This window comes from Clostridium estertheticum (assembly GCF_018861295.1).
Classification (GTDB): domain Bacteria; phylum Bacillota; class Clostridia; order Clostridiales; family Clostridiaceae; genus Clostridium_AD; species Clostridium_AD estertheticum_D.
The window spans coordinates 58,031-81,189 of sequence record NZ_JAHLDM010000013.1 but is presented as its reverse complement, the minus strand read 5'-3'; the positions used below and the strand labels follow the sequence as shown (position 1 = coordinate 81,189).

At 30.3% G+C, this 23,159-nt stretch carries 22 protein-coding genes and 1 other annotated feature; of the genes, 3 read left to right on the top strand and 19 right to left on the bottom strand.

Annotated elements, in window-relative coordinates; genetic code table 11:
* Window positions 1-107: 107 nt before the first annotated feature.
* From sigK to KPL54_RS13830, 13 genes are all read right to left on the bottom strand, one after another.
* On the bottom strand, window positions 108-809 hold the full coding sequence (sigK, locus tag KPL54_RS13890; RefSeq protein WP_253203473.1) for an RNA polymerase sporulation sigma factor SigK: 702 nt from the start codon (window positions 807-809) through the stop codon (window positions 108-110).
* 101 nt (window positions 810-910) lie between these two features.
* Window positions 911-2,614, bottom strand: a complete 1,704-nt coding sequence (locus KPL54_RS13885) for a penicillin-binding transpeptidase domain-containing protein (protein ID WP_216107132.1) — start codon at window positions 2,612-2,614, stop codon at window positions 911-913.
* Between the two features lie 66 nt (window positions 2,615-2,680).
* Window positions 2,681-3,304, bottom strand: a complete 624-nt coding sequence (gene udk, locus KPL54_RS13880; RefSeq protein WP_216107131.1) for a uridine kinase — start codon at window positions 3,302-3,304, stop codon at window positions 2,681-2,683.
* Window positions 3,304-4,527 (bottom strand): peptidase U32 family protein, encoded by a 1,224-nt coding sequence (locus KPL54_RS13875; protein WP_216107130.1) that lies wholly within the window; start codon window positions 4,525-4,527, stop codon window positions 3,304-3,306. Before KPL54_RS13875 ends, udk begins: the two co-directional genes overlap by 1 nt.
* 15 nt (window positions 4,528-4,542) lie before the next feature.
* On the bottom strand, window positions 4,543-5,202 hold the full coding sequence (locus KPL54_RS13870; RefSeq protein ID WP_216107129.1) for an O-methyltransferase: 660 nt from the start codon (window positions 5,200-5,202) through the stop codon (window positions 4,543-4,545).
* Window positions 5,203-5,362: 160 nt separating this feature from the next.
* The gene (gene typA / locus KPL54_RS13865) at window positions 5,363-7,189 is read right to left on the bottom strand and encodes a translational GTPase TypA (protein WP_216107128.1); all 1,827 of its coding nucleotides are present in this window, start codon (window positions 7,187-7,189) and stop codon (window positions 5,363-5,365) included.
* 248 nt (window positions 7,190-7,437) lie between these two features.
* Complete coding sequence (locus tag KPL54_RS13860) at window positions 7,438-7,890, bottom strand: Fur family transcriptional regulator (protein WP_216107127.1); 453 nt, start codon at window positions 7,888-7,890, stop codon at window positions 7,438-7,440.
* Window positions 7,891-8,067: 177 nt separating this feature from the next.
* Window positions 8,068-8,325, bottom strand: a complete 258-nt coding sequence (locus KPL54_RS13855; RefSeq protein ID WP_071612956.1) for a DUF1292 domain-containing protein — start codon at window positions 8,323-8,325, stop codon at window positions 8,068-8,070.
* A gap of 86 nt (window positions 8,326-8,411) precedes the next feature.
* Entirely contained in the window at window positions 8,412-8,831 is a 420-nt protein-coding gene (ruvX, locus tag KPL54_RS13850; protein WP_216107126.1) for a Holliday junction resolvase RuvX, read from the bottom strand.
* Between the two features lie 73 nt (window positions 8,832-8,904).
* A complete protein-coding gene (locus tag KPL54_RS13845) occupies window positions 8,905-9,162 on the bottom strand; it encodes an IreB family regulatory phosphoprotein (protein WP_071612958.1) in 258 nt (85 codons plus the stop codon).
* 179 nt (window positions 9,163-9,341) lie between these two features.
* Complete coding sequence (alaS, locus tag KPL54_RS13840; RefSeq protein ID WP_216107125.1) at window positions 9,342-11,987, bottom strand: alanine--tRNA ligase; 2,646 nt, start codon at window positions 11,985-11,987, stop codon at window positions 9,342-9,344.
* Window positions 11,988-12,054: 67 nt separating this feature from the next.
* Window positions 12,055-12,247: a binding site (T-box leader), on the bottom strand.
* A gap of 107 nt (window positions 12,248-12,354) precedes the next feature.
* A complete protein-coding gene (locus tag KPL54_RS13835; protein ID WP_216107124.1) occupies window positions 12,355-13,383 on the bottom strand; it encodes an AI-2E family transporter in 1,029 nt (342 codons plus the stop codon).
* On the bottom strand, window positions 13,367-13,876 hold the full coding sequence (locus KPL54_RS13830; protein ID WP_216107123.1) for a PRC-barrel domain-containing protein: 510 nt from the start codon (window positions 13,874-13,876) through the stop codon (window positions 13,367-13,369). The genes KPL54_RS13835 and KPL54_RS13830 overlap by 17 nt, the downstream gene beginning before the upstream one ends.
* A 249-nt stretch (window positions 13,877-14,125) precedes the next feature.
* Between KPL54_RS13830 and nagZ the strand changes: the two genes are divergently transcribed.
* Window positions 14,126-15,355, top strand: a complete 1,230-nt coding sequence (gene nagZ / locus KPL54_RS13825) for a beta-N-acetylhexosaminidase (protein WP_216107122.1) — start codon at window positions 14,126-14,128, stop codon at window positions 15,353-15,355.
* Between the two features lie 54 nt (window positions 15,356-15,409).
* Here the strand turns inward: nagZ and nifU (KPL54_RS13820) are convergent, their stop codons facing one another.
* The 5 genes from nifU (KPL54_RS13820) to KPL54_RS13800 form a co-directional block, all read right to left on the bottom strand.
* A complete protein-coding gene (nifU, locus tag KPL54_RS13820; protein WP_216107121.1) occupies window positions 15,410-15,793 on the bottom strand; it encodes a Fe-S cluster assembly scaffold protein NifU in 384 nt (127 codons plus the stop codon).
* A 164-nt stretch (window positions 15,794-15,957) separates the two neighbouring features.
* Complete coding sequence (mnmA, locus tag KPL54_RS13815; RefSeq protein ID WP_216107120.1) at window positions 15,958-17,034, bottom strand: tRNA 2-thiouridine(34) synthase MnmA; 1,077 nt, start codon at window positions 17,032-17,034, stop codon at window positions 15,958-15,960.
* Between the two features lie 10 nt (window positions 17,035-17,044).
* Window positions 17,045-17,473, bottom strand: a complete 429-nt coding sequence (nifU, locus tag KPL54_RS13810; protein ID WP_071612965.1) for a Fe-S cluster assembly scaffold protein NifU — start codon at window positions 17,471-17,473, stop codon at window positions 17,045-17,047.
* Window position 17,474: 1 nt separating this feature from the next.
* Window positions 17,475-18,659, bottom strand: coding sequence for a cysteine desulfurase NifS (nifS, locus tag KPL54_RS13805; protein ID WP_216107119.1), 1,185 nt, complete (start codon window positions 18,657-18,659; stop codon window positions 17,475-17,477).
* On the bottom strand, window positions 18,652-19,092 hold the full coding sequence (locus KPL54_RS13800; protein WP_216107118.1) for an RrF2 family transcriptional regulator: 441 nt from the start codon (window positions 19,090-19,092) through the stop codon (window positions 18,652-18,654). The genes nifS and KPL54_RS13800 overlap by 8 nt, the downstream gene beginning before the upstream one ends.
* Window positions 19,093-19,753: 661 nt before the next feature.
* Between KPL54_RS13800 and hisS the strand changes: the two genes are divergently transcribed.
* Together hisS and KPL54_RS13790 are read left to right on the top strand one after the other, a co-directional pair.
* On the top strand, window positions 19,754-21,073 hold the full coding sequence (gene hisS / locus KPL54_RS13795; protein WP_216107117.1) for a histidine--tRNA ligase: 1,320 nt from the start codon (window positions 19,754-19,756) through the stop codon (window positions 21,071-21,073).
* Window positions 21,074-21,163: 90 nt separating this feature from the next.
* Window positions 21,164-22,513, top strand: coding sequence for an aminotransferase class V-fold PLP-dependent enzyme (locus tag KPL54_RS13790; RefSeq protein ID WP_216107116.1), 1,350 nt, complete (start codon window positions 21,164-21,166; stop codon window positions 22,511-22,513).
* Window positions 22,514-22,583: 70 nt separating this feature from the next.
* Here KPL54_RS13790 and KPL54_RS13785 read toward each other — a convergent pair whose 3' ends face one another.
* The gene (locus tag KPL54_RS13785) at window positions 22,584-23,084 is read right to left on the bottom strand and encodes a flavin reductase family protein (RefSeq protein ID WP_216107115.1); all 501 of its coding nucleotides are present in this window, start codon (window positions 23,082-23,084) and stop codon (window positions 22,584-22,586) included.
* Window positions 23,085-23,159: the final 75 nt, after the last annotated feature.

Here is a 23,159-nt window from a genome sequence, read left to right as displayed (position 1 = left end):
ATATTAATCTTGCATAGTTAATTTTCAACTTAGCTTATTCAAGATTTTCATTTTACTTACAATTGTACATTCTATAATTATACCATAGTTGTTCTAGTTCTCTAGAACTATTTACCAATTTTTTTTGTACTATTTAATTCTTTATTAAGTTTCTTCAATGCTCTTTTCTCAATTCTTGATACATATGATCTGGAAATTCCGAGTATCAATGCAATTTCTCTTTGAGTTCTAGGGTTACCATCAAGCAATCCATAACGCATTTGAATTATTGTCTTCTCTCTATCCATTAAAGCTACGTTTATCTTATTATACAATTTTTTAATTTGTATCTTACTTTCTACTATATCAATTATAGAATCTTCATCACTACTAAGTACATCCATAAGTGATATCTCATTTCCCTCTTTATCTGTGCCAATAGGGTCTTGAAGATACACCTCACCCTTTGTTTTCTTATTATTTCGAATAAGCATAAGTATTTCGTTTTCTATGCACCTTGCAGCATAGGTAGCAAGCCTTGTTCCCTTATTTATATCAAAAGAATCAATGGCTTTAATAAGTCCTACAGTTCCAATAGATATGAGGTCATCTACATCTTTTCCAGGATATGAATATTTTTTTACTATGTGTGCAACTAGTCTTAAATTTCGTTCAACAAGTATTCCTTTAGCTAGTAAATCGCCTTCCCCAAGCTTTATTAAATAAAATTTCTCTTCTTCTTCACTTAATGGTTGAGGGAATGAACTACTACCAGTTATATAAGCTGTCAAAAATGTAACATTTCCAATCATATCTAATAAACAATTCATGAAAAACACAGCTGTTCCTCCTAATAGAGCTTATTAATATAATATGAATTGTTTTATTAAAAGTGCCTGTACTTAGAAATTTATTTAATCTTTATATAAATTTATTTCTGCATATTTTTAAGCGCATAAACTACTTTTTTAAATATTGGAGCAGCTGTACCTCCACCCTCTTCATCTGCAATACCTAGTCTATTCATCTTAATATCATTCACATAAACAACCATAGAATAATTTTTTTCGTTTAATGTGAAAAAGCCTACAAACCAGCCATCAGATTTATTTCCTTTCTCATATGTAGTAGTGCCTGTTTTCCCACCTATATCCATGCCTTTAATGTAAGCCGCATCACCAGTTCCTTTATTCACAACATCAATCATATGAAGTTTAACCGTTTCTGCCGTTTCTTTTTTTAATACGGTAGTGGTTTTAGGTTTAATTTTCTCTAAAACCTCTTTCTTGTCATTTACATATGCATCTATTATACTTGGCTTAACATATACTCCATTATTTATAATAGTATTTGGAATGCTAAGTGCTTCTAATGGGGTTATTGTAACGTTTTGGCCAATTGCTGTCTGGCTCGTTTGGGCATATGTAGGATTTGATATATCCTCTTGGAAGTTACCAATATCCTCTTGCTGAAAATCTAATACTTTACTTAACATGCCTTGTTTCCGGGCATAATTATATATATTTTGAACGCCAACCTTCCAACCTATCTGAGCGAATATGTTATTTGAAGATTTGACTAAAGCCTCTGCTACAGTAAATGTATTTCCTTTAAAGTTCTCCTGGGTGAATAATTTAGGATTTATTGTAAATTGTTGATTATTATCTATTTTATTCATATCTATACCAGCTTCATCAACAATAACCTTAAAAATTGATCCCGGTAAAGCACCATCAGTACTTGGATATCCTAGATTTACATTATATGCATTATCATCTTTTTGTGCCATAGCCCTTATCTTTCCACTACTACTCTCCATTAGTACAACACCGATTTTATTATATTTTTCATTGTGAAGAATCTCCTCAACTTTATCTTGAATTTGTTTATCTATTGTAAGTCTTACATTTATGTTGTTTTTAGGTGTAACGGTTGTAGCTGCCCCCATTTCACCATTAATTCCTTTAGCAAATCTAGTTTTTGTGTATTCATTTCTTTTAGTTTTATTATATATTTGCATTTCCAGGGAATCAGAGCTCTTAGATACAGTATTACTAACTTCCTTTTTAGATATTGGGTTAACACTTACTTTATTGTAAGTTGTACTTGTCAATATATTTTCTGTTTTCCAATACCCATCCTTTACAACATCAGTAGAACAATAAGTATAAAACCCCTTTACCTTTTTAATATCTTTGAGCTTTTCATATGTAATTTTATCAATTTCATATCTTAACTTTTCTCCATTACCAGTTCCTTTAATTTTTTCTAAATCATATGTTTTATTGTAATTTCTAAGTGTAATTGTTAATGTTTCTAAGTCATATTTACTGGTGTATTCATTAAATCTAGTATAATCCACCGGATCTATAATCGCATAATACTTTTCTTTATAATTTAAAAGGTCCACTCCATTACAATCAAATACCTTATATAAAGCACCGTATTTTTCATCAATAGTATACTGTGCATCAGCCATTGTTTTTAATGGCTTTGAGTTAAAATACATGTAGCTTGAAACTCGATAAATTAAAAAACAAAATAATAGCATAAATAAAACCATCACTAGCCAAGTTCTTTTTCTAATTTCATTATTTTGATTCGAGTAACCAAAAATGTTGTTTCTACTAGACATAAAAACACCTCCCCTAGACTAATTCTAGCCTAGAATGAGATGTTTTATACTGCTCATGCATTATTTTTATCGACTTTGTAGTATCTGACTTATATTTGCAGTAATTATATCAATAGCTACCTTATTATGTCCACCTTCTGGTATTATAATATCTGCGTATCTTTTAGTAGGTTCTATAAATTGCTCATGCATCGGTTTAACTACGTTTAGATATTGCTTTATAACAGACTCCATTGTTCTTCCTCTTTCTTTAATATCCCTTGTAAGTCTTCTTATAAACCTTACATCTGCATCAGTATCTACATATATTTTAATATCTAACATATCACGAAGAATTTTATTATCCAGTATAAGTATTCCTTCAAATATAATTATATCCCTAGGTTTTACACAAATTGTTTCTTTTGTTCGGTTAAATATTTTAAAATCATATATTGGTTTTTCAATAACTTTACCTTTTAAAAGAAGATTAAAATGTTCCACTAAAAGCTTCGAATCAAATGCATCAGGATGATCATAGTTTGTTTTAATTCTATCTTCAAGAGAGAATTCACTTTGATCTTTATAATAAGAATCTTGTTCAATCATAGCAATACATGACTCATCAAAATGTTTATATATTTCTCTAGCAATAGTGCTCTTTCCAGAACCAGTCCCGCCAGTTATCCCGATTAGTATAGGATGATTCATCACTTTTTCTCCTTAGCCTTAATAAGGATATCATTCGCGCGTAGTTTTTCTTTAACACTTACAGTAAATATCATTTGAGCACTTGGGGCAGATGGTATACTTTCTCCCTTAGAATTTCTCATATCATCTAATGTAATTAAAATGTTGTCGCCTATAGGTCTTAGCACTTCAACAGTATCGCAAAGATACGTTTTGTTTTTTTGCTCAATTGTTGCAATATTGCTTTTTTCATCATATTTTCTTACTACTCCAACTATATCATAATTTCTAATATATGACGAAGATTCATATATCTGATTGTTAGGATCCCCAAAATAAAATCCAGTATAGAATTGTCTGTGACTAGGTTTTAATAGATTATCCAACCATTTTTGTTGAAATTTATAATTTGCTCCATCTGCTACATACGCATCCAAAGCCTCTCTATAGGATTTACAAACAGAAGCGACGTAATATGAACTTTTCATTCTTCCTTCTATTTTAAAGGACATTACGCCTGATTCCATAAGTTCCGGTATGTGTTCTATCATGCATAAGTCTTTTGAATTCATTATATAAGAACCTTTATCATCTTCAATTACAGGGAAATATTCTCCATCCCTTTTTTCTTCCATTAGGAAATATTTATATCTGCATGGCTGAGCACATTGTCCACGATTTGCATCCCTACCCGTCATATAATTTGACATAAGACATCTTCCTGAATAGGACATACACATAGATCCATGGACAAATGCTTCAAGTTCACAAGTATCAGGTAATTTTGCTCTAATTTCTTTAATTTCTTTTAACGACAATTCTCTTGCAAGAACAATTCTTTTAACCCCTTGTTTATGCCAAAAAATAGCAGACTTATAATTTACATTATTAGCTTGAGTGCTTAAATGTATTTCTAAATTTGGTACTACTTCCCTCGCTGTCATAATAATTCCTGGGTCAGATACAATGATAGCATCCGCGCCTATCTCATATACTTCTTTTAAATAATCTTCTAGGCCATCTAAATCATCATTATGAGGAAAAACATTTAAAGTAACATAGACCTTTTTATCCCTTACGTGTGCAAATTCTATTCCTTCTTTTAAATCTTCATTACTAAAATTATCTGCAAAAGCCCTTAAATTCAATTTACTTCCGCCTAAATAAACCGCGTCTGCGCCAAAATTTATAGCCGCTTTCAATTTTTCTAAATTACCTGCTGGTGCAAGTATTTCTGGTTTCATAAGTTTTATTCCCCCCTATCTGCTACCTATATTCTTTCTTACAGTAACTGATATGCCATCTCCCATTGGTATTACAGAAGTTATAAGGTCATCATTACTAGATACTAGTTCTAAGTAGCTTTTCATACGTTTTATTATAGTGATTTTTCTATGTGTTGCAAGTTCTTTTGATGCAACCATCCCTCTAAATAGTACATTATCTGCAATAAGAACTCCATCTTTTTTTAAAAGCCTTAAGCAATTAGGAAGAAAATGATTATAGTGTCCTTTGCCTGCATCCATAAAAATCATATCATATTCATCCTGGAGACTTTCTAAAAGCTCTAAACAATCTCCTTTTATAATAGTGATTTTATTTTGCAGTCCACATTTAGCTATATTAGCAGTTGCAATTTCTATCATTCTTTGATCTCTTTCAATAGTTGTAATTTCACTTAAACCAGATGATGCGATATTCATTAAAATAGCAGAATATCCTATAGCAGTTCCAAGTTCTAAGATCTTTTTAGGTCTATTCATTTTTACCATTAACTCTAAAAATTTTGCAGTTTCCTTTTGAACTATAGGAACTCTGTTTTTAATAGAAAACTTTTCTAGATCATCTAAAATACCACTATTACTTGGTATAAGTTCTCTTAAATATTGCTCCATATAATCATATGTTACCCCACTCATTTACTTTCCTCCAAAATTAATAACACAAGTTAACTAAATTCCTTGCGCTTCATCTTTATATTAATATGTATAAACAGCTTTTATATTAAAAAAGAAAACCATATAAATTAATTATGCGGTTTTCTTTTTTATTAATAAAATTATTTACTTTTTGTTTTATTTATTTCTTTTTGCCACCGGCTCTTTTTCTTTCACCTGAATCTAATATTCTTTTTCTCATCCTAATATTTAGAGGAGTAATTTCAACTAGCTCATCTATTGCTATAAATTCTAAGCACTGCTCTAGCGTCATAGGTTTTACTGGAACAAGTTTTGGTGATTCATCTGCTCCTGAAGATCTAGTGTTTGTTAATTGTTTCTTTCTACAAACATTTATTTCCATGTCTCCACTTCTTGCACATTCTCCAGCAATCATTCCAGCATATACAGGTACTCCTGGTTCTAAGAAAAGAGTACCACGATCCTGAGCATTAAATAATCCGTAAGTTATAGTTTCTCCACCTTCAAATACAATTAGTGAACCTCTACTTCTATCTGGAATCTCGCCCTTAAATCTATCGTAACCATCTAGAACGTGATTCATTATACCATTACCTTTAGTATCAGTCATAAGTTCACTTCTAAATCCAATCAATCCTCTTGATGGTACTTTAAATTCTAATCTAGTGTATCCATTTATGGCAGAAGTCATATTAACCATTTCTGCTTTTCTAGGTCCCATTTTCTCCATAACAACGCCCATAAATTCTTCTGGAACGTCAATTGTAAGGAATTCAATTGGCTCTGTTTTATGCCCATCTTCCTCTTTATATATAACATTAGCTTTTGACACTTGGAATTCATATCCTTCACGTCTCATAGTTTCAATTAGAACTGAAAGATGAAGTTCTCCTCTTCCGCTTACTTCGAAACCATCTGCTTCTTCAGCTTCTACTACTCTTAAACTAACATTTGTTTCAAGTTCTTTCATAAGTCTATCTCTTATGTGCCTTGATGTTACAAAAGTTCCTTCTTGACCTGCAAAAGGAGAATTATTAACCATGAAATTCATAGTTAAAGTAGGCTCATCAATTTCAACGAATGGAAGTGCCTCTGGCTCAAGCACATTAGCTATTGTTTCACCAATGTTAATGTTTGGAATACCAGAAACTGCTACGATATCACCAAGAATTGCTTCTTCAGTTTCTACTCTCTTAAGTCCATCATAAACGAAAAGAGCTGAAACTTTAACGTTGCTTATTGTTCCATCTTTAGCTATAAGTGCAACTTGTTCATTTCTTTTAATTGATCCTCTTTGGATTTTTCCTATTCCAATTTTTCCAACATACTCATTATAATCAATAGTAGAAATAAGCATTTGAAGTGGCATATCTAAATATCCTTCTGGTGCCTTTACATTCTTTACTATAGAATCAAATAATGGTTCCATGTTATCACTTACATCATCAACTTCAAGTTTTGCAAACCCTTCTCTAGCAGAAGCATATACAACTGCAAAATCTAATTGTTCATCATCTGCTCCAAGTTCAACAAATAGGTCAAACACTTCATCAAGAACTTCAGTTGGACGAGCATCTTTTCTATCAATTTTGTTTATAACAACGATAGGTCTAAGGTCTAATTCTAATGCTTTCTTTAAAACAAATTTGGTTTGTGGCATTGGACCTTCATATGCATCAACTACAAGAAGTACACTATCAACCATCTTAAGCACACGTTCAACTTCTCCACCAAAATCAGCATGTCCTGGAGTATCAACTATATTTATTTTAATTCCATTATGCATTACTGCAGTATTTTTAGAAAGAATTGTTATTCCTCTTTCTTTTTCTAAATCATTTGAATCCATTACTCTCTCTTGTACTTTTTCATTTTCTCTAAAAATATTACTTTGTTTAAGTAAACAATCCACTAGTGTTGTCTTGCCGTGATCTACGTGGGCAATAATTGCTATATTTCTAACGTCATTTCTTGTAAATAAATTCATATTAATCCTCCAATTTTTTTCATGTGTTTACACATTTTACACAAACGAAAATTGGATACGCCTTGAAGTATCCAATTTTCGCATTTACTATACTTATTCTAATATTATCTTGCAAAAAAGTCAACTATGTCTGTTACTCAATATTAAAAAATGATAAATTCACTTAAATTATATCATATAATTAGTTTTTTTATTATATAATCCTACATAAATCCAAACATTTACTTTATAATCTATCAATTCAAAAGTTATTTGCCTGCACATTTTTCACAAACACCATAAAATTTCAAACTATGGTCTTCAATCTTGAAATTATATTCTTTTTCAACAATTGATTCTAATTCTTCAAGTAAATCCCCTTGTACTTCTAACACTTTACCACACCGGTTACATATAAGGTGATGATGCTGATGGCGCTCATCTTGATGGTTAAGTTCATATCGACTACATCCATCATCTAAATCAAATTTTCTAATTACGCCCATCTCTTCTAAAAGTTGAACGGTTCTATAAATTGTAGCAAGACCTATTTCCGGGCAGTCAATTTTAACCAAGTCATATAGTTCTTCCGCAGTAAGATGGCTACCTTCACTTTTAATTATTCCATTTAAAATAGCTCTTCTCTGTGGAGTTAGTTTATATCCCTCTTGTTTTAAGGTTTCTTTTAAACTCTCAACGCTCTCTGGAGATACCTTTGACATATATATACCCCTTTTCTTATAACCATCATTTGACCTATAAGTATAAATTTCTTTACTATAGGTTCATTTTAATACTTTTTTTAAGTAATGTCAATTGATAATCATTTAGTATTAAGAAACCAGGATAATTTGTTTAAAATTTTTTCAATTTAATTGAGGTTTTCTTCTATAATAAGATTAAATCTCATCAGAAGAAATCGCATCATATGCTTCTGAAATCATTTCAAACTCTTCATCGTCTTCTATTGTTACTAAAATATCATTGCCATCTTCATCCTTTTCAATTCTTAGTGCAATTGCATCAATGTCTTCCTCTCCAGTTGGTGCAACTATAACATATTCCTTATCTTTAATGTCCAATTTTGTCAGCACATCAAATTCTATTTCCTTACCTTCTTCATCATATAATAGTACAGTCTCTACATTGTTATCCATTTTTTTATCTCCTTTTTCATTATGTAATAAATAATATTGCAGCTCCGCAGGAGATGATTTAATCTCCTGTTTTGTGATAGTTCGTTTTATAAACGTGTACCTAAACTGTCTAAATATCCTTGCAAAATGAATGTAGCTGCAATTTTATCAACAATTTTTTTTCGTTTTGACCTTGATAAATCCCCCTCAAGCATTACTCTATTAGCAGCGACTGTAGTTAATCTTTCATCCCACATTTTCACTTCTAAGTTCAATGTCTCTCGAAGCTTTTCACAGAACCGTTGAACCTTTTCTCCTTGAGGTCCAATAGTACCATTCATGTTTTTAGGAAGTCCTGATACAAAACTTTCTACATTGTACTTTTTACATATTTTATCAATTTCTTCTATGTCTGTTACTATGCTTTTTCTTTTAATTGTTGTAATTCCTTGTGCAGTTAAGCCAAGTGGATCACACACAGCTATCCCTATTGTTCTATCTCCAATATCTAATCCTAGTATTCTCATGTAAACCTCCTTTACCATTAGCCTTATTATATTACAGTATTATCTTAAAAAATAAAATGCCCATATGGGCATTTTATTTTTTTATGTCTAGATAAGATTTTAAAACTTCTTCTAATATTTCATCTCTTTCTAGCTTTCTTACTAACGCCCTTGCTCCATTATAGTTCGTTATATATGTAGGATCTCCAGAAATTAAATATCCTACCATTTGATTTACTGGGTTATATCCCTTTTTTATAAGCGAATTATATACGTCAGTTAAAATAGTTTTCGTTAAATCCTTTTTATCTTTTACAAAATCAAATTGGACTGTATTTTGATTACTATCCATTCTATACACCCCTTCCTTATAATACACTAAACACTGTAATTTACCATATTTTAGTACACTCAGAAATCACTTCGTAATATTTTATAATTTTTTTATAAAAAGTTGTACAATTATATACTAACGATAATTAAATTATTTCTAATTAATTATATTATAAAACAACTATTACAAAAAGTATACTATTTTACTAATCTTTCAATAATAGAGCATACATTCTCTATTGCCTCATCTAATTTATCTGGAAGTTTTCCGCCAGCCTCTGCCATATTCGGCCTACCTCCACCGCCGCCACCAGCAATTTTAGCTACTTCTTTAATTATTTTTCCACAATGGATTCCTTTATCTATTGCGGACTTAGATGCCATTGCAATAAACTGTACTTTGTCACCTACACTACTTCCAAGTACTACTACACCATCACCGAGTTTATCGCGAAGTTTATCAGCTAAATCCCTTAATGCCTCTGAGTCCATATTGCGTACAGTACCACAGATTACCTTAACACCTTTAACTTCTTTAACATTGTTTAACATTTCATCGACTGAAGAACTAGCTAGTTTTCCTTTTAATAATATTATTTCCTTCTCTTTATCTTTTAATTCAACTAATTGAAGTTGTAATTTATTAATTATGTCCTTTTCGGAGCATTTTAATGTACTCGCAATATCTTTTAATTGACTATTTTTATCCTCTAGAAATTCAATAGAATTAATACCTGTTATAGCTTCAATTCTTCTAACTCCTGCAGCTACCCCTGATTCAGATAAAATTTTAAAGAGACCTATTTCTCCTGTGTTTTTAACATGAGTACCTCCACATAATTCCTTACTGAATTCACCTATAGATACAACTCTAACATCATTTTTGTACTTTTCATCAAACAAAGCTATAGCTCCGCTTTCCTTAGCCTTTTCTATAGTCATGACACTCGTATTAACTGTATACGCCTTTAAAATATTGTCATTTACTATCTTTTGGACTTTAATAACTTCCATCTCCGTTAATGCTGAAAAATGGGTAAAATCGAACCTTAATCTATCTTCATTTACATATGATCCTGATTGATGAACATGATCGCCTAATACCTTTTTCAAAGCTTCTTGCAGCATATGTGTTGCTGAATGATTTCTACAAATTTCATTTCTTCTATCCTCGTTAACCTTAAGAGTTACTAATTCTCCTGTTAGCAATGTTCCATCAATCATTTTGACAAGATGTACAATTTTTCCAGAAATACTCTTTTTACAATCATAAACCTCTGCCTTAAAATTATCATTAAAGATTATTCCCTTGTCTCCGATCTGACCCCCCATTTCAGCGTAAAAAGGTGTAACTTCTGTTACAATTATTCCCTTTGAACCTTTTGAAAGTTCTTTAACAATCTCGCCTTCACTAATTAAAACTTTTACTTTAGAAAACAATTCAGTTTTATCATACCCTTCAAATTTGATTTCTATATCTTTAGGAATTAAATTCAAAACATTGTCTGCGTTACCCATGTAATCTGACTGTCCCCTGGCATCTCTTGCCATCTGTCTCTGATTTTGCATTTCAGTATTAAATTCTTTCAAATCAATCTTTATGCCTACATCTTCGAGTATTTCTTCTGTAAGTTCATATGGAAATCCATAAGTATCATATAATTTAAAAGCCTTATCTCCACCTAATATTTTATCATTATTGACTCCAAGTTCCTGTATATATCCTTTTAATATATCCATGCCTGAATCTATAGTTTCAAGAAATCTTTCCTCTTCAATTTTTACAACTTTCTTAATATAAGATGCTTTCTCCTTAAGTTCCGGATATGCTACGCAGGAATTTTTTATAACCATATCACAGAGTTCATATAAAAAAGTATTTTTAATTCCAAGTAGTCTGCCATGCCTTGCAGCACGCCTTATTAGACGTCTTAAAACATAACCTCTCCCCTCATTAGAAGGAAGTATTCCATCACTTATCATGAAGGTTGTACTCCTAACATGGTCAGTTATAATTTTTAACGATACGTCGATTCCAGGGTTTTCTCCGCATTTAGCACCCGTAACCCTTGATACTTCATTTAAAATATTTTTTATAGTATCCACTTCAAATATACTATCTGTGCCTTGCATTATAGCAGATATTCTCTCAAGTCCCATACCTGTGTCTATATTAGGATTCTTTAATTTATTATAACTACCTTTTTCGTCCTTATCAAATTGAGTAAATACTAAATTCCAAAATTCTATTATTCTATCTTCATTTCCTGCTTCTATAAACTCTTCGCTAGTCTTTATTCTACCTAATTTTACATTTCTATCAAAATGTATTTCTGAACTTGGACCACAAGGTCCCTGACCTATTTCCCAAAAGTTCTCTTCTTTTCCTAATTTAAAAATATGTAGCGGATCAATATTTGTATTTTTATTCCATATATTAAAAGCCTCATCATCCTCTAAATATACAGTAACATACAACATTTCTTTTGGTATATTTAAAACCTCAGTCACATATTCCCAAGCCCATGGAATAATCTCCTGCTTAAAATAATCACCAAAAGAAAAATTCCCTAGCATTTCAAAGAAAGTACCATGCCTTGATGTCTTACCCACATTCTCGATATCTCCTGTTCTAATACACTTTTGACAGTCAGTTATTCTAACACTAGGTGGTGTTTGAATTCCTGTGAAATATGATTTAAGTGGTTGCATACCTGCATTTACAAGTAATAAACTATTATCATTCTTAGGTACTAGAGGGAAACTCTCCAGTCTAAGATGTTTTTTACCTTCAAAAAATGTTAGAAATGATTCTCTAATTTCATTCAAGCCTAAATTCTCCATAATATCTCCTCCGTTTATTTAAAATTCATGAATTTTTATAATACAAAAAAACCTTCACTTCCCTAAAACAAGGGACGAAAGTTTTCCGCGTTACCACCCTAATTATATTGCTATATAATTAATAAAATTAACTATATAGCGATATCTCTCAATAAAAACAGGTTCAAAGATAGCTTCAATATACCTATCAAGAAGTTTTCACCACCCACTTCCTCTCTAAATGACTCCATATATTTACTAACTCTCATCATTACCTAATATTAACTTTATTTATTCATTAAAACATATTTTAACTAAATACCTTATTATATATAAATTATAAGTAATAATCTATTTCTTGTCAATATTTAAGATTTAATTGCAACATCTAAAATAAATAATAATTTAAGTCCTCATATATAACTTTAATTACTACTCCTAGTGGTACTGCAAGTATCATACCTAATATTCCTCCAACTGCTCCACCTATCATTAATAATAATATTACCGTTAATGGATGCATACTTATGCTTTCTCCAATTATTTTTGGCGATAATAAACTTCCTTCAATTTGTTGAAGTGCAAATATCCATATAGTTGTGTATAACGCTATTTTTGGGGATTCTAGTAGTGAGATCAAAATTATAGGTATTAGTCCAAATATAGGACCAAAATAAGGGATTATATTAAAAATACCATTTATTAAAGCTAATATTAATGGAAAATCAACTTTCATAAACATTAAGATTAAAAAGGTAGCAATAGTTATAATTCCACATAAAATAAGCTGACTCATAATATATCTACCTAGTACCTTATCAATATCATCTATAATCTTTTTTATTATATTTCTGCTCTCAGGAGGGAAAATTATAAGTGTCTTGTTTATCATGTTTTCACTATCACATAAAAAATAATATATTATTAAAGGTGAAACCATATAAGTTAATATATTCTCCCCAAGTCCCATGATAAAATCAAGTAGCTTATTGAATATTAAAATAATTTGTGCATTAGATTTATAATATATAGTATTTATAATACTATCCATTATTTTATTAGTACTTAATACCTTTATTTTTGTTTTCGCATTAATTAAATAACTCCCTAAATCGTTTATTACTTTGTTTATAGATAAGCTCTCTCTAAATATTGATGGTATCACCACTATAAATATTAGTAATATTAAAACTAATAGCCCAACTACTATTAAAGCAGATGCTGCCTTTTTATTTACCCCTCTTCTAATTAAAAGTATATATAATGGTTTTAGACCATACGCTATAATAAACGATATAAATATTAAATTTAGTAATTGTTTAATAATTGGTATTCTTATAGCTATAGCGATTATTACTATTAATATAACAATGCTTAAAGCGCATACAATTAGCCTCTTTTTATTGATTTTTTTCATTTAATTTCCCCTGTACAAAAAAGTTATGAGGCATACTTTTAAAACAATATTGATCGTGATTTGGAATATAAAGAATATTTTCTTCACCAAGTATTAATTCATTTATTAATATTATTCTTTTTCCACGAAGCAAATTCGTAATAAATCCCGAAGATACTATAACCCCTTTTATTATAAAATTATTGCCTGTAAAGGTAATATCCTCAACCATGCCCAATACATTTCTGCATATATCTATTACATCCATACTAATAAAACTATGTAAGCATAAATGTGTACTTTTTCCAACTTTTTTAACCACCATATCTTTATTAAAGTATATTATGTCTTCTTTTAGTACACTCAGATTTTTTTGAAAAAAATTGTATGGAGATATTAGAAATCCAATTACTTTGCCTTTATCAAAATCTATTAATAAGTCTTTAATAAATCCAATTTTTTTACCATCCACACTCACAACATTCATAAACATAAAATCTTTACTTTTAAACATATTATCTCCTATATCAAAATAATTTAATTATTTTTGTTATACTTATCTTTTCCACTTAGTATAAAAAATATTACATAAAATAAAGATAAATGATTAAAGTGGTATTTCTACTTATAAAATTAAATTTCACATATAACTTTTCCTATAAATTGCCATTAATATTGTTGCTTATATATCTTTTAAACAGTATAATTACTTAGTAATTTTAAATAATTTGTTTATTTTTTAGAAAAGAGGTTTAATTTAATAATGAAAAAATCCATTATAAGCATCTTATTAATTAGTAGTTTATTACTATCTGGCTGTAATAATTATAATCATAGCTCTTTATCTAATGTTAAAACTAAAGATGAGGTTACTACTCTGAAGGCAAAACATATTGACTTAGTCCAAAAAAAGGTTGATTCTATGAATTTAGATGAAAAAATTGGTCAGTTGGTAATCGTTGGGCTAGATGGTTATACAACAAATAATAATATAACTAATTTAATAAAAAATCATAAAGTTTCTGGAGTTATTTTATTTAGTAAAAATGTAGAGAATTCTAATCAGCTAGTTAGCTTAATTAATTCAATTAAAACCACTAATTCTTTAAATAAAGCGCCTCTATTTGTCTCTGTTGATGAAGAAGGTGGAAGGGTATCAAGAATGCCCTATGAATTAAAAAAACTTCCATCAAATAAAATAATCGGCAATCTTAATGATTCTGGCTTAAGCTACAGCATTGGAAAAATAATTGGGGATGAACTTAAAATTTATGGATTTAATATGGATTTTGCTCCAGTACTAGATATAAATAGCAACCCAAATAATCCTATAATAGGAGATAGATCATTTGGTAATAATTCAAATATTGTGAGCAAACTAGGAATTAAAACCATGAAAGGCATGACTAATAACAATATAATTCCTGTTATAAAACACTTTCCTGGACATGGTGACACCTCAGTTGATTCCCATGTAGGTCTACCAGTAGTAAATAAAGATATAAAGGCACTTAACAATTTTGAACTATTACCTTTTAAAAACGCTATAAAAAACAACGCTGATGCTATTATGGTGGCTCATATCTTGCTAAGTAAAATAGATAATGAAAATCCTGCTAGCATGTCAAAAGTTGTTATAACGGATATACTAAGAAAAAAGCTTGAATTTAACGGAGTGGTTATTACTGATGATATGACCATGGCGGCCATAATGAAATATAATGACATTGGAGATGCTGCCATTAAGTCTTTTAATGCTGGTAGTGATATTATTTTAGTATGCCATGAATATAATAATGAGCTAAAAGTAATTAATTCACTAAAAGCTGCAGTCCAGAGTAAAACAATATCAGAAAAAAGACTTAACGAGAGTGTGTACCGTATACTGAAACTAAAAGAAAAGTATAAACTCAATAATGATACGTTAAATACCATAAATACCAATAAAATTAACGAAATTAATGATAAAATAAAATCCATCTCAAATAATTAAACAAAAATAGAACTACATTGATTAATCCTCAATGTAGTTCTATTTTTACTTATACTACCAAAGCTTAAGATTTTGTGACTCTCTATAATTATTTATTGCATTATGTATAGTTTGCTCTGCGAGTACAGAGCAATGCTCTTTCACAACTGGTAAACCCTCTAAAGCCTCAATAACTGACTTATTGGTTAATTTCCAAGCCTCTTCTAAAGTTTTGCCTTTTATAAGTTCTGTAGCAATGCTCGACGATGCTATAGCTGAACCGCAACCAAACGCCTTGAATTTAACGTTGTTTATTATATTATCCTTTACCTTAATATAGATTTTCATTATGTCTCCGCAATTAGGGTCTCCTGCTTCTCCAATACCATTAGCATCACCTAATACACCCATATTTCTTGGACTATAAAAATGCTCCATAACCTTATCACTATATTCCATAGTATTACTCCTTTCCTATCAATAAAATTGTTGATAACAGCATCCTAATCATTACTTTATAATATTAACTATTGTTTCTTATAATCACAGAGGGATATCTAGTTTTTTAACTAGATATCCCTCTGCTATAATCATTCACTAAAGTAGCAAGATTTATATTGAATTTATAAAATTTTCTCTATTATTCCTCCGCCAACTACTAAGTTTTCTAAATAGAAAACTACCGATTGACCTTTGGTTATAGCTCTTTGTTTCTCATCAAAAACAACCTTTACTCTATTATTTTCCATAGGAATTAAAGTAGCCGATTGTGGAATTGCCGAGTATCTAATTTTAGCTGTAACTTTTAAATTTGAGGTTAATTTATCAAAAAGAATAAAATTCAAATCTTTAGCTATGAGCCCAGTTTTAAAGATATCTTCTTCATCACCTACTATTACTTGATTAGTAATAGGATTAATATCATTAACAAATACAGGTTTTCCTAGAGCAATGCCCAGTCCTTTTCTTTGTCCTATAGTATAATACACTATTCCCTTGTGTTTTCCTATAACTACTCCTTGCTTATCAACAAAGTCTCCTGGTTTTATAACTCTGCCACTATATTTTTTAATATAATTTCCATGGTCATTATCAGGTATAAAACAGATTTCTTGGCTATCCCTTTTTTTAAAAACTTCAAGACCAATTTTCTCTGCAATCTTTCGTATTTCTGGTTTAGTGTATTCTCCACAAGGCATTAGAGTACGGCTTAATTGATCTTGCGTTAAACCATATAAAGCATATGTTTGATCTTTCTTATTATCTTCTGCATTTTTAAGCACGTACCTATCATCTTGTTTTTCGATTTTAGCATAATGCCCTGTAGCTATATAATCAGCACCAAGTGCTCTCGCTTTTCTTAAAAATTCATCAAATTTAATAGTCCTATTGCATACAATACAAGGGTTTGGAGTTCTACCTTCCATATATTCATCAATAAAATTATCAATAACATTTTTTTTAAAAATATCTTTAAAATTCATAACATAAAATGGTATATCTAACACATCAGCAACACGTCTTGCATCATTTGCCGCTGATATAGAACAACATCCGCCTTCATTTTCCTCATAATCAGGATTATCTGTTGAGAGCTTCATCATAATTCCTATAACCTCATAACCTTGCTCTTGCAAAAGATACGCCGCTACAGAGCTATCTACTCCACCACTCATTCCAATAACTACTTTTTTCTTCATTTAAAATCACCTATTCTTCTGGTATTTCACCATGTATGTCATCGTGTTCTTCATAATCAAATTCCTCTAGACCAGCTTTTTTTCTATAATCATTTATTGCCATATGAATTGCTTCTTCAGCTAGTACTGAGCAATGCATTTTTATTGCAGGAAGTCCATCTAGAGCTTCAGCTACAGCTTTATTTGTTAATGTCCATGCATCATCTATAGATTTACCTTTAATAAGTTCTGTTGCCATACTTGAAGAAGCTATAGCTGATCCACAACCAAAAGTTTTAAATTTTGCATCTACTACTATATTATCTTCAACTTTTAAATAAACCTTCATAATATCTCCACATTTAGCATTACCAACTTCACCTATACCACTAGCATTTTCAATTTCTCCTACATTTCTTGGATTAGTAAAATGGTCCATAACTTTTGCACTGTAATCCATATTATTTTTCCCCCTTCTTTAAGTAGTCATCATATAATGGTGACATATCTCTTAATCTTTGTATAACTTTTGGAACTGTTTCTAATACATAATCTACTTCTTCTTCAGTTGTAGCATCACCTATTGTTAATCTAAGTGATCCATGAGCTATCTCATGAATAAGGCCAATTGCAAGAAGCACGTGAGATGGATCTAAAGACCCAGATGTACATGCACTTCCACTTGACGCTGCGATACCCTTTGCATCGAGCATTAACAATATGGATTCACCTTCAACAAATCTAAAACTAATATTAGAGTTTCCTGGAAGTCTTTTTTCTCCTATTGGTCCATTAAGTCTTGTGTAAGGTACTTTTAATAATCCATTCATAAGTTTATCTCTTAAAATAACTAGTTTTTTATTATTCTCTTCCATGTTCTCAACTGCTAGTTCTAGCGCTTTACCAATTCCAACTACACTAGCTACATTTTCAGTACCAGCTCTTTTATTTCTTTCTTGCCCACCACCATGTATTAAATTTTCTATTTTAATACCTTTTCTTATATATAAAGCTCCTATGCCTTTTGGTCCATAAAATTTATGACCAGCAAGTGATAATAAATCTATATTCATATCTTTTACATCAACTGGTATATGCCCTACAGCTTGAACTGCATCAGTATGAAAAAGTATTTTTTTGCTTCTACATAATGCTCCTATTTCTTTTATAGGTTCTATTGTTCCAATCTCATTATTAGCAAACATTACTGATACTAAGATGGTTTTATCTGTAATTGCATTTTCTAAATCTTTAATATTAATAAATCCATATTCATCTACCGGTAAATATGTAATATCAAATCCATTTTTCGCTAAATATTCACAGGTATGAAGTACTGCATGATGTTCTATAGCTGTTGTTATTATATGATTTCCTTTTTTCTTGTAAGAAGATGCGATGCCCTTTATAGCCCAATTATCTGCTTCTGAACCTCCACTTGTAAAAAATATTTCACTTGAATCAGCATTTATTGCCTTCGCTACCTTGTCACGTCCAATATCAATAGCCTTTTTAGTTTCCCTTGCTAAGGTATAAATAGAAGATGGATTACCAAAATATTTTGTAAAATACGGAAGCATTTCTTCCATAACTTCTGGTTTAACATATGTTGTTGCAGCATGATCCATGTAAATTGATTTATTCATTGTCCTTCACTCCTTTAATTAATGTCATTTCATTATAATCTGATACAATATCTTTTAAATTTATAGAAGTAGTTACACTATCTATACTATTTTTAATTTTTTTCCATAATGGGCGAGTGGCACAACAATCAATATTAGTGCATTCTTCATCATGAAGACAAGTTGAAATTTCTATTGGTCCCTCAAGTACATTAATAATATCATAAACGGTTATTTCCACAGGTGGTCTATTGAGTAAATATCCACCCTGTGATCCCCTTACACTTTTAATAAGCTTGGCTTTTCGAAGTGATGAAAATAATTGTTCTAAATAATATTCAGATATACCTTGTCTTTCAGATATACATTTTATAGATACAGGTTGTTCTCCATAATTTATCGCTAAATCTACCATGGCTTTAACTCCATATCTTCCCTTTGTAGATAATTTCATTTAATCACTCCTTTTTGTCATCATCTGCGCAGCTATTCATTAACACCTTAGGTGTCATTCATCATCACCTAAGGTGTTATTTATCATCGCAGGTGGTGAAGCATTAACAAATCCATAAGGAAATTTACACTTCTAAAGTTTTCACTCTGTTTAAGTATGTAATAACTGCTTACAATAGCGAATCTTTCCTTATGAGTTATTATTAAAGTAGAGTGTTTTACTACACTTTCTAAATTCATAATATCAAACCCTAGTATTCTTGTCAACTATAAATTTAAGGATTTTCTTTTATTATATCTATCCCTAACCCATATTATCTGATTATCCACTAATAATCAGATAATATATCCATAATACTTGATATTACATAATCATTAAATCATCTCCTGGGTCGCTGCCGATTAACGACTTCAGAAGGAGATTTATACACCCACTGAAGTTTTGTTTTTAATAGGGTAATTAACTCTCATTTATTGAAGTGGGAGACTCTCCTTCTGAAATGTCGTTAAAGTCTTAAAATAACATTAAAACTAAATTTATATTCATCCTTGAAGTATTCAATTATATATAGTATAATTTAGCAAGCACTTTAGAGGATGATCACCCATGTAAGTACAACACTTATGTCGGGTTTTTTATATTTTTATAGGAGGTACTAATAATGAAAAATGAAATTGTAAAACCATCAATTTTACCTGGATTTATGGAGTTATTACCAGCAGATCAAATTCAGTTCAACAAATTAGCAGATACAATAAGAAAAACTTATGAAAGTTTTGGATTTATGCCAATAGATACTCCAGTAATCGAAAAATCAGAGATTTTACTCGCAAAAGGTGGTGGAGAAACTGAAAAACAAATCTATAGATTCTCAAAGGGTAGTAATGATTTATCTCTTAGATTTGATTTAACCGTTCCCCTCGCAAGGTATGTGGCTCAAAATTCTAATTCCTTAACTTTTCCTTTTAGAAGATATCAAATTGGAAAGGTATATAGAGGAGAGAGAAATCAAAAAGGGCGCTTTCGCGAATTTTATCAATGCGATATTGATATTGTTGGAAGCAACAATTTAAGCATTTTAAATGATGCTGAAATTCCTAGTATCATTTACTCGATATTTAACAATCTCGGTTTCGAGGATTTCACCATAAAAATAAATAACAGAAAAATTCTAAATGGTTTTTTTGAATCTTTAGGTATTGAAGATAAATCTGACGTCTTAAGGATTATTGATAAGATAGATAAAATCGGAGTCGCTGTAGCGGTTGAAGAACTATTAACTAGTGGATTAAGTAAGGGAGTTATAGATAAAATTCTTGAGTTTATTAATGCTCGTGGAAGCAACGAAGATATCCTACTATTTTTAAAGAATTTAGATATTTCTAATTCAACATTCAAAGATGGTGTATGTGAACTTTCAACCGTTTCAAAATATGTGAAATTGTTTGGAGTTCCGGATAATAATTTTAAAATCGATTTAAAAATATCAAGAGGTCTTGATTATTATACAGGCACGGTTTATGAAACATTTTTAAATGAATACCCATCTATTGGTTCTGTGTGTTCCGGTGGACGTTATGATAATTTAGCAGAATATTATACAAAACAAAAATTACCAGGAGTAGGAATTTCAATTGGCTTAACTCGCTTATTTTATCAATTAAATGAAGTTGGATTCTTTAAAAATGACGCAAACAGCTGTATAACAAAAGTACTCGTCATACCACTTGATAATAATGTTATTGATTATGCAATTTCTTTTGCAAAATCCTTAAGAGACAAGGGTATTGTTACAGAAATTTACCTTGAGGACACTAAAATAGTAAAGAAACTTGGTTATGCAAATAAATTAAGAATACCATATACAATTTTAATAGGCGATGAAGAAACACAAAATAAAACTGTTACAGTAAAAAATATGGTCACCGGCATGCAAAAAACTACTAGTTTAGATGAAGCTTATAAAATGGTTAATATTTAAGTCTTATTTCTCAAAATCATAATTTTGTATCACCTTTTCCTCGTAATTCTAATATTATATACTGTAAATAAGTATGCGAGGAGGAGTATCATGTCATTTAAAGATAATAGTCCAAGCTACAGAGATTTGATACTTGGCATAAATAAAAAGGTCCCTCTTATATCCGGGAAAATGGTTACTGCAATTAATTTTGATAATGCAGCAACTACACCACCATTTAAATCTGTTATGGAAGATATTATTGATTTTGCACCATGGTATTCCTCCATTCATCGTGGTGAAGGATATAAGTCCCAATTAACTACCAAAGTATATGATGATTCTAGAAACATTGTAAGTAACTTTGTTAATTCTAATTCTAATAATACAGTTATCTATGTTAAAAACTGCACAGAAGCCCTTAATAAACTATCCAATTTATTGTACAATCCTTATAAAAAAAATGTTATATTAACTACGGATATGGAACATCACTCAAATGACCTACCTTGGAGAGATAAGTTTATTGTAGAATATATATCTGTAGATGAAGATGGGAAGTTGTCCTTAGATGATTTAGAGTTTAAATTGAATAAGTACAATAATTATGTAAGATTAGTTACAATTACAGGTGCTTCAAATGTAACTGGCTACAAAAACCCTATATATGATATAGCTAAACTAGTTCATAAATTTAATTCTAAATTATTAGTTGATGGAGCACAATTAGTTCCTCATGCTCCTTTTATAATGAATAGTAAAAATTCAGAATATAATATAGATTTTCTGGTTTTCTCTGCTCATAAAATGTATGCACCTTTTGGGACTGGAGTATTAATAGGGCCTAAAAGTATTTTAGATAATTGTGAACCTGATTTAGTAGGTGGCGGAACAGTCGATATTGTCACTCATGATTTTATAAAATGGAATGACTCTCCACAGAGACATGAAGCTGGCTCACCAAATGTTATAGGATCTATAGCCCTGGCCTCAGCTATTAGGACATTAAGTAAAATTGGTATGGATAACGTGGAGCGTGTTGAAAAGAAGTTGACGACCTATGCCCTCAATAAAATAAAAGATATACCAAATGTTAAAATATATTGCGACACTTCTAGATGTGTTGACAGAGTTAGCATAATCCCATTTAATATATGCGGAATGCATCACGCACTGGTTGCAAAAATACTCTCCTATGAATGCGGTATCTCGGTAAGAAGTGGTTGTTTTTGTGCCCAACCATACCTAGTTAAACTACTAGGTATTTCTAATGAGTTTCTAATTAAACGCATAGAAAATCCTGATTTATATCACCCAGGAATGGTTAGAATTAGTTTTGGACTTTATAACACATACGAGGAAATCGATATATTGGCTTACGCTCTAGAACAGATTTCTTTAAGGAGAAAATATTACATTACTAAATATGAAAATATGAAAAAGACACTTTTTGACTTTTAATATGTATTTTTTCTGGGCAAAAAAATAGTACACTTACCTCTGTGTACTATTTTAATAATCTAAAACTTTTCTATTTTATATAAGTTTCTACAATTTCTCCATAATACAATGTATGATAATCTCCATTTTCATAAAAGTTTTTTACGATATCTTCTGAAAGTAACTTAGGATCCATTTTTTGTTTATACACTATTTTGCATTCATAAAAAAGATCACACTCAGCAATTATTGGAGTGTCTACTTTTTTACTCTTCTCAAGTGTTAAATTACACTCCTTAAATTTATTGATATCTCTCCCCGATTTACTTCCACACACCATTAATTCATTCTTTAATTTTTTACTTAAGGGTATGCTAACTGTAAAATTATCAGAACCTTCTAGGAAATCAATTGTATACCTTGATTCCCTTACCATTACAGTAAATACAGGTCTATTCCAAACATATCCTACATTTCCCCACCCTATAGTCATTGTATTGATTTTTTCACCAGATTTTACAGTTAAGAATGCACCTTGTGTTTGCAAATATTTCAAACCTCTTTCTAAATTATCCGTAAAGTTAATTTTCATTTGTAAAACCTCCTTGTAAAATCTTGTTTAAAACGAATCACTTAAATAAACTTATAAAAATAATATTATAATAGG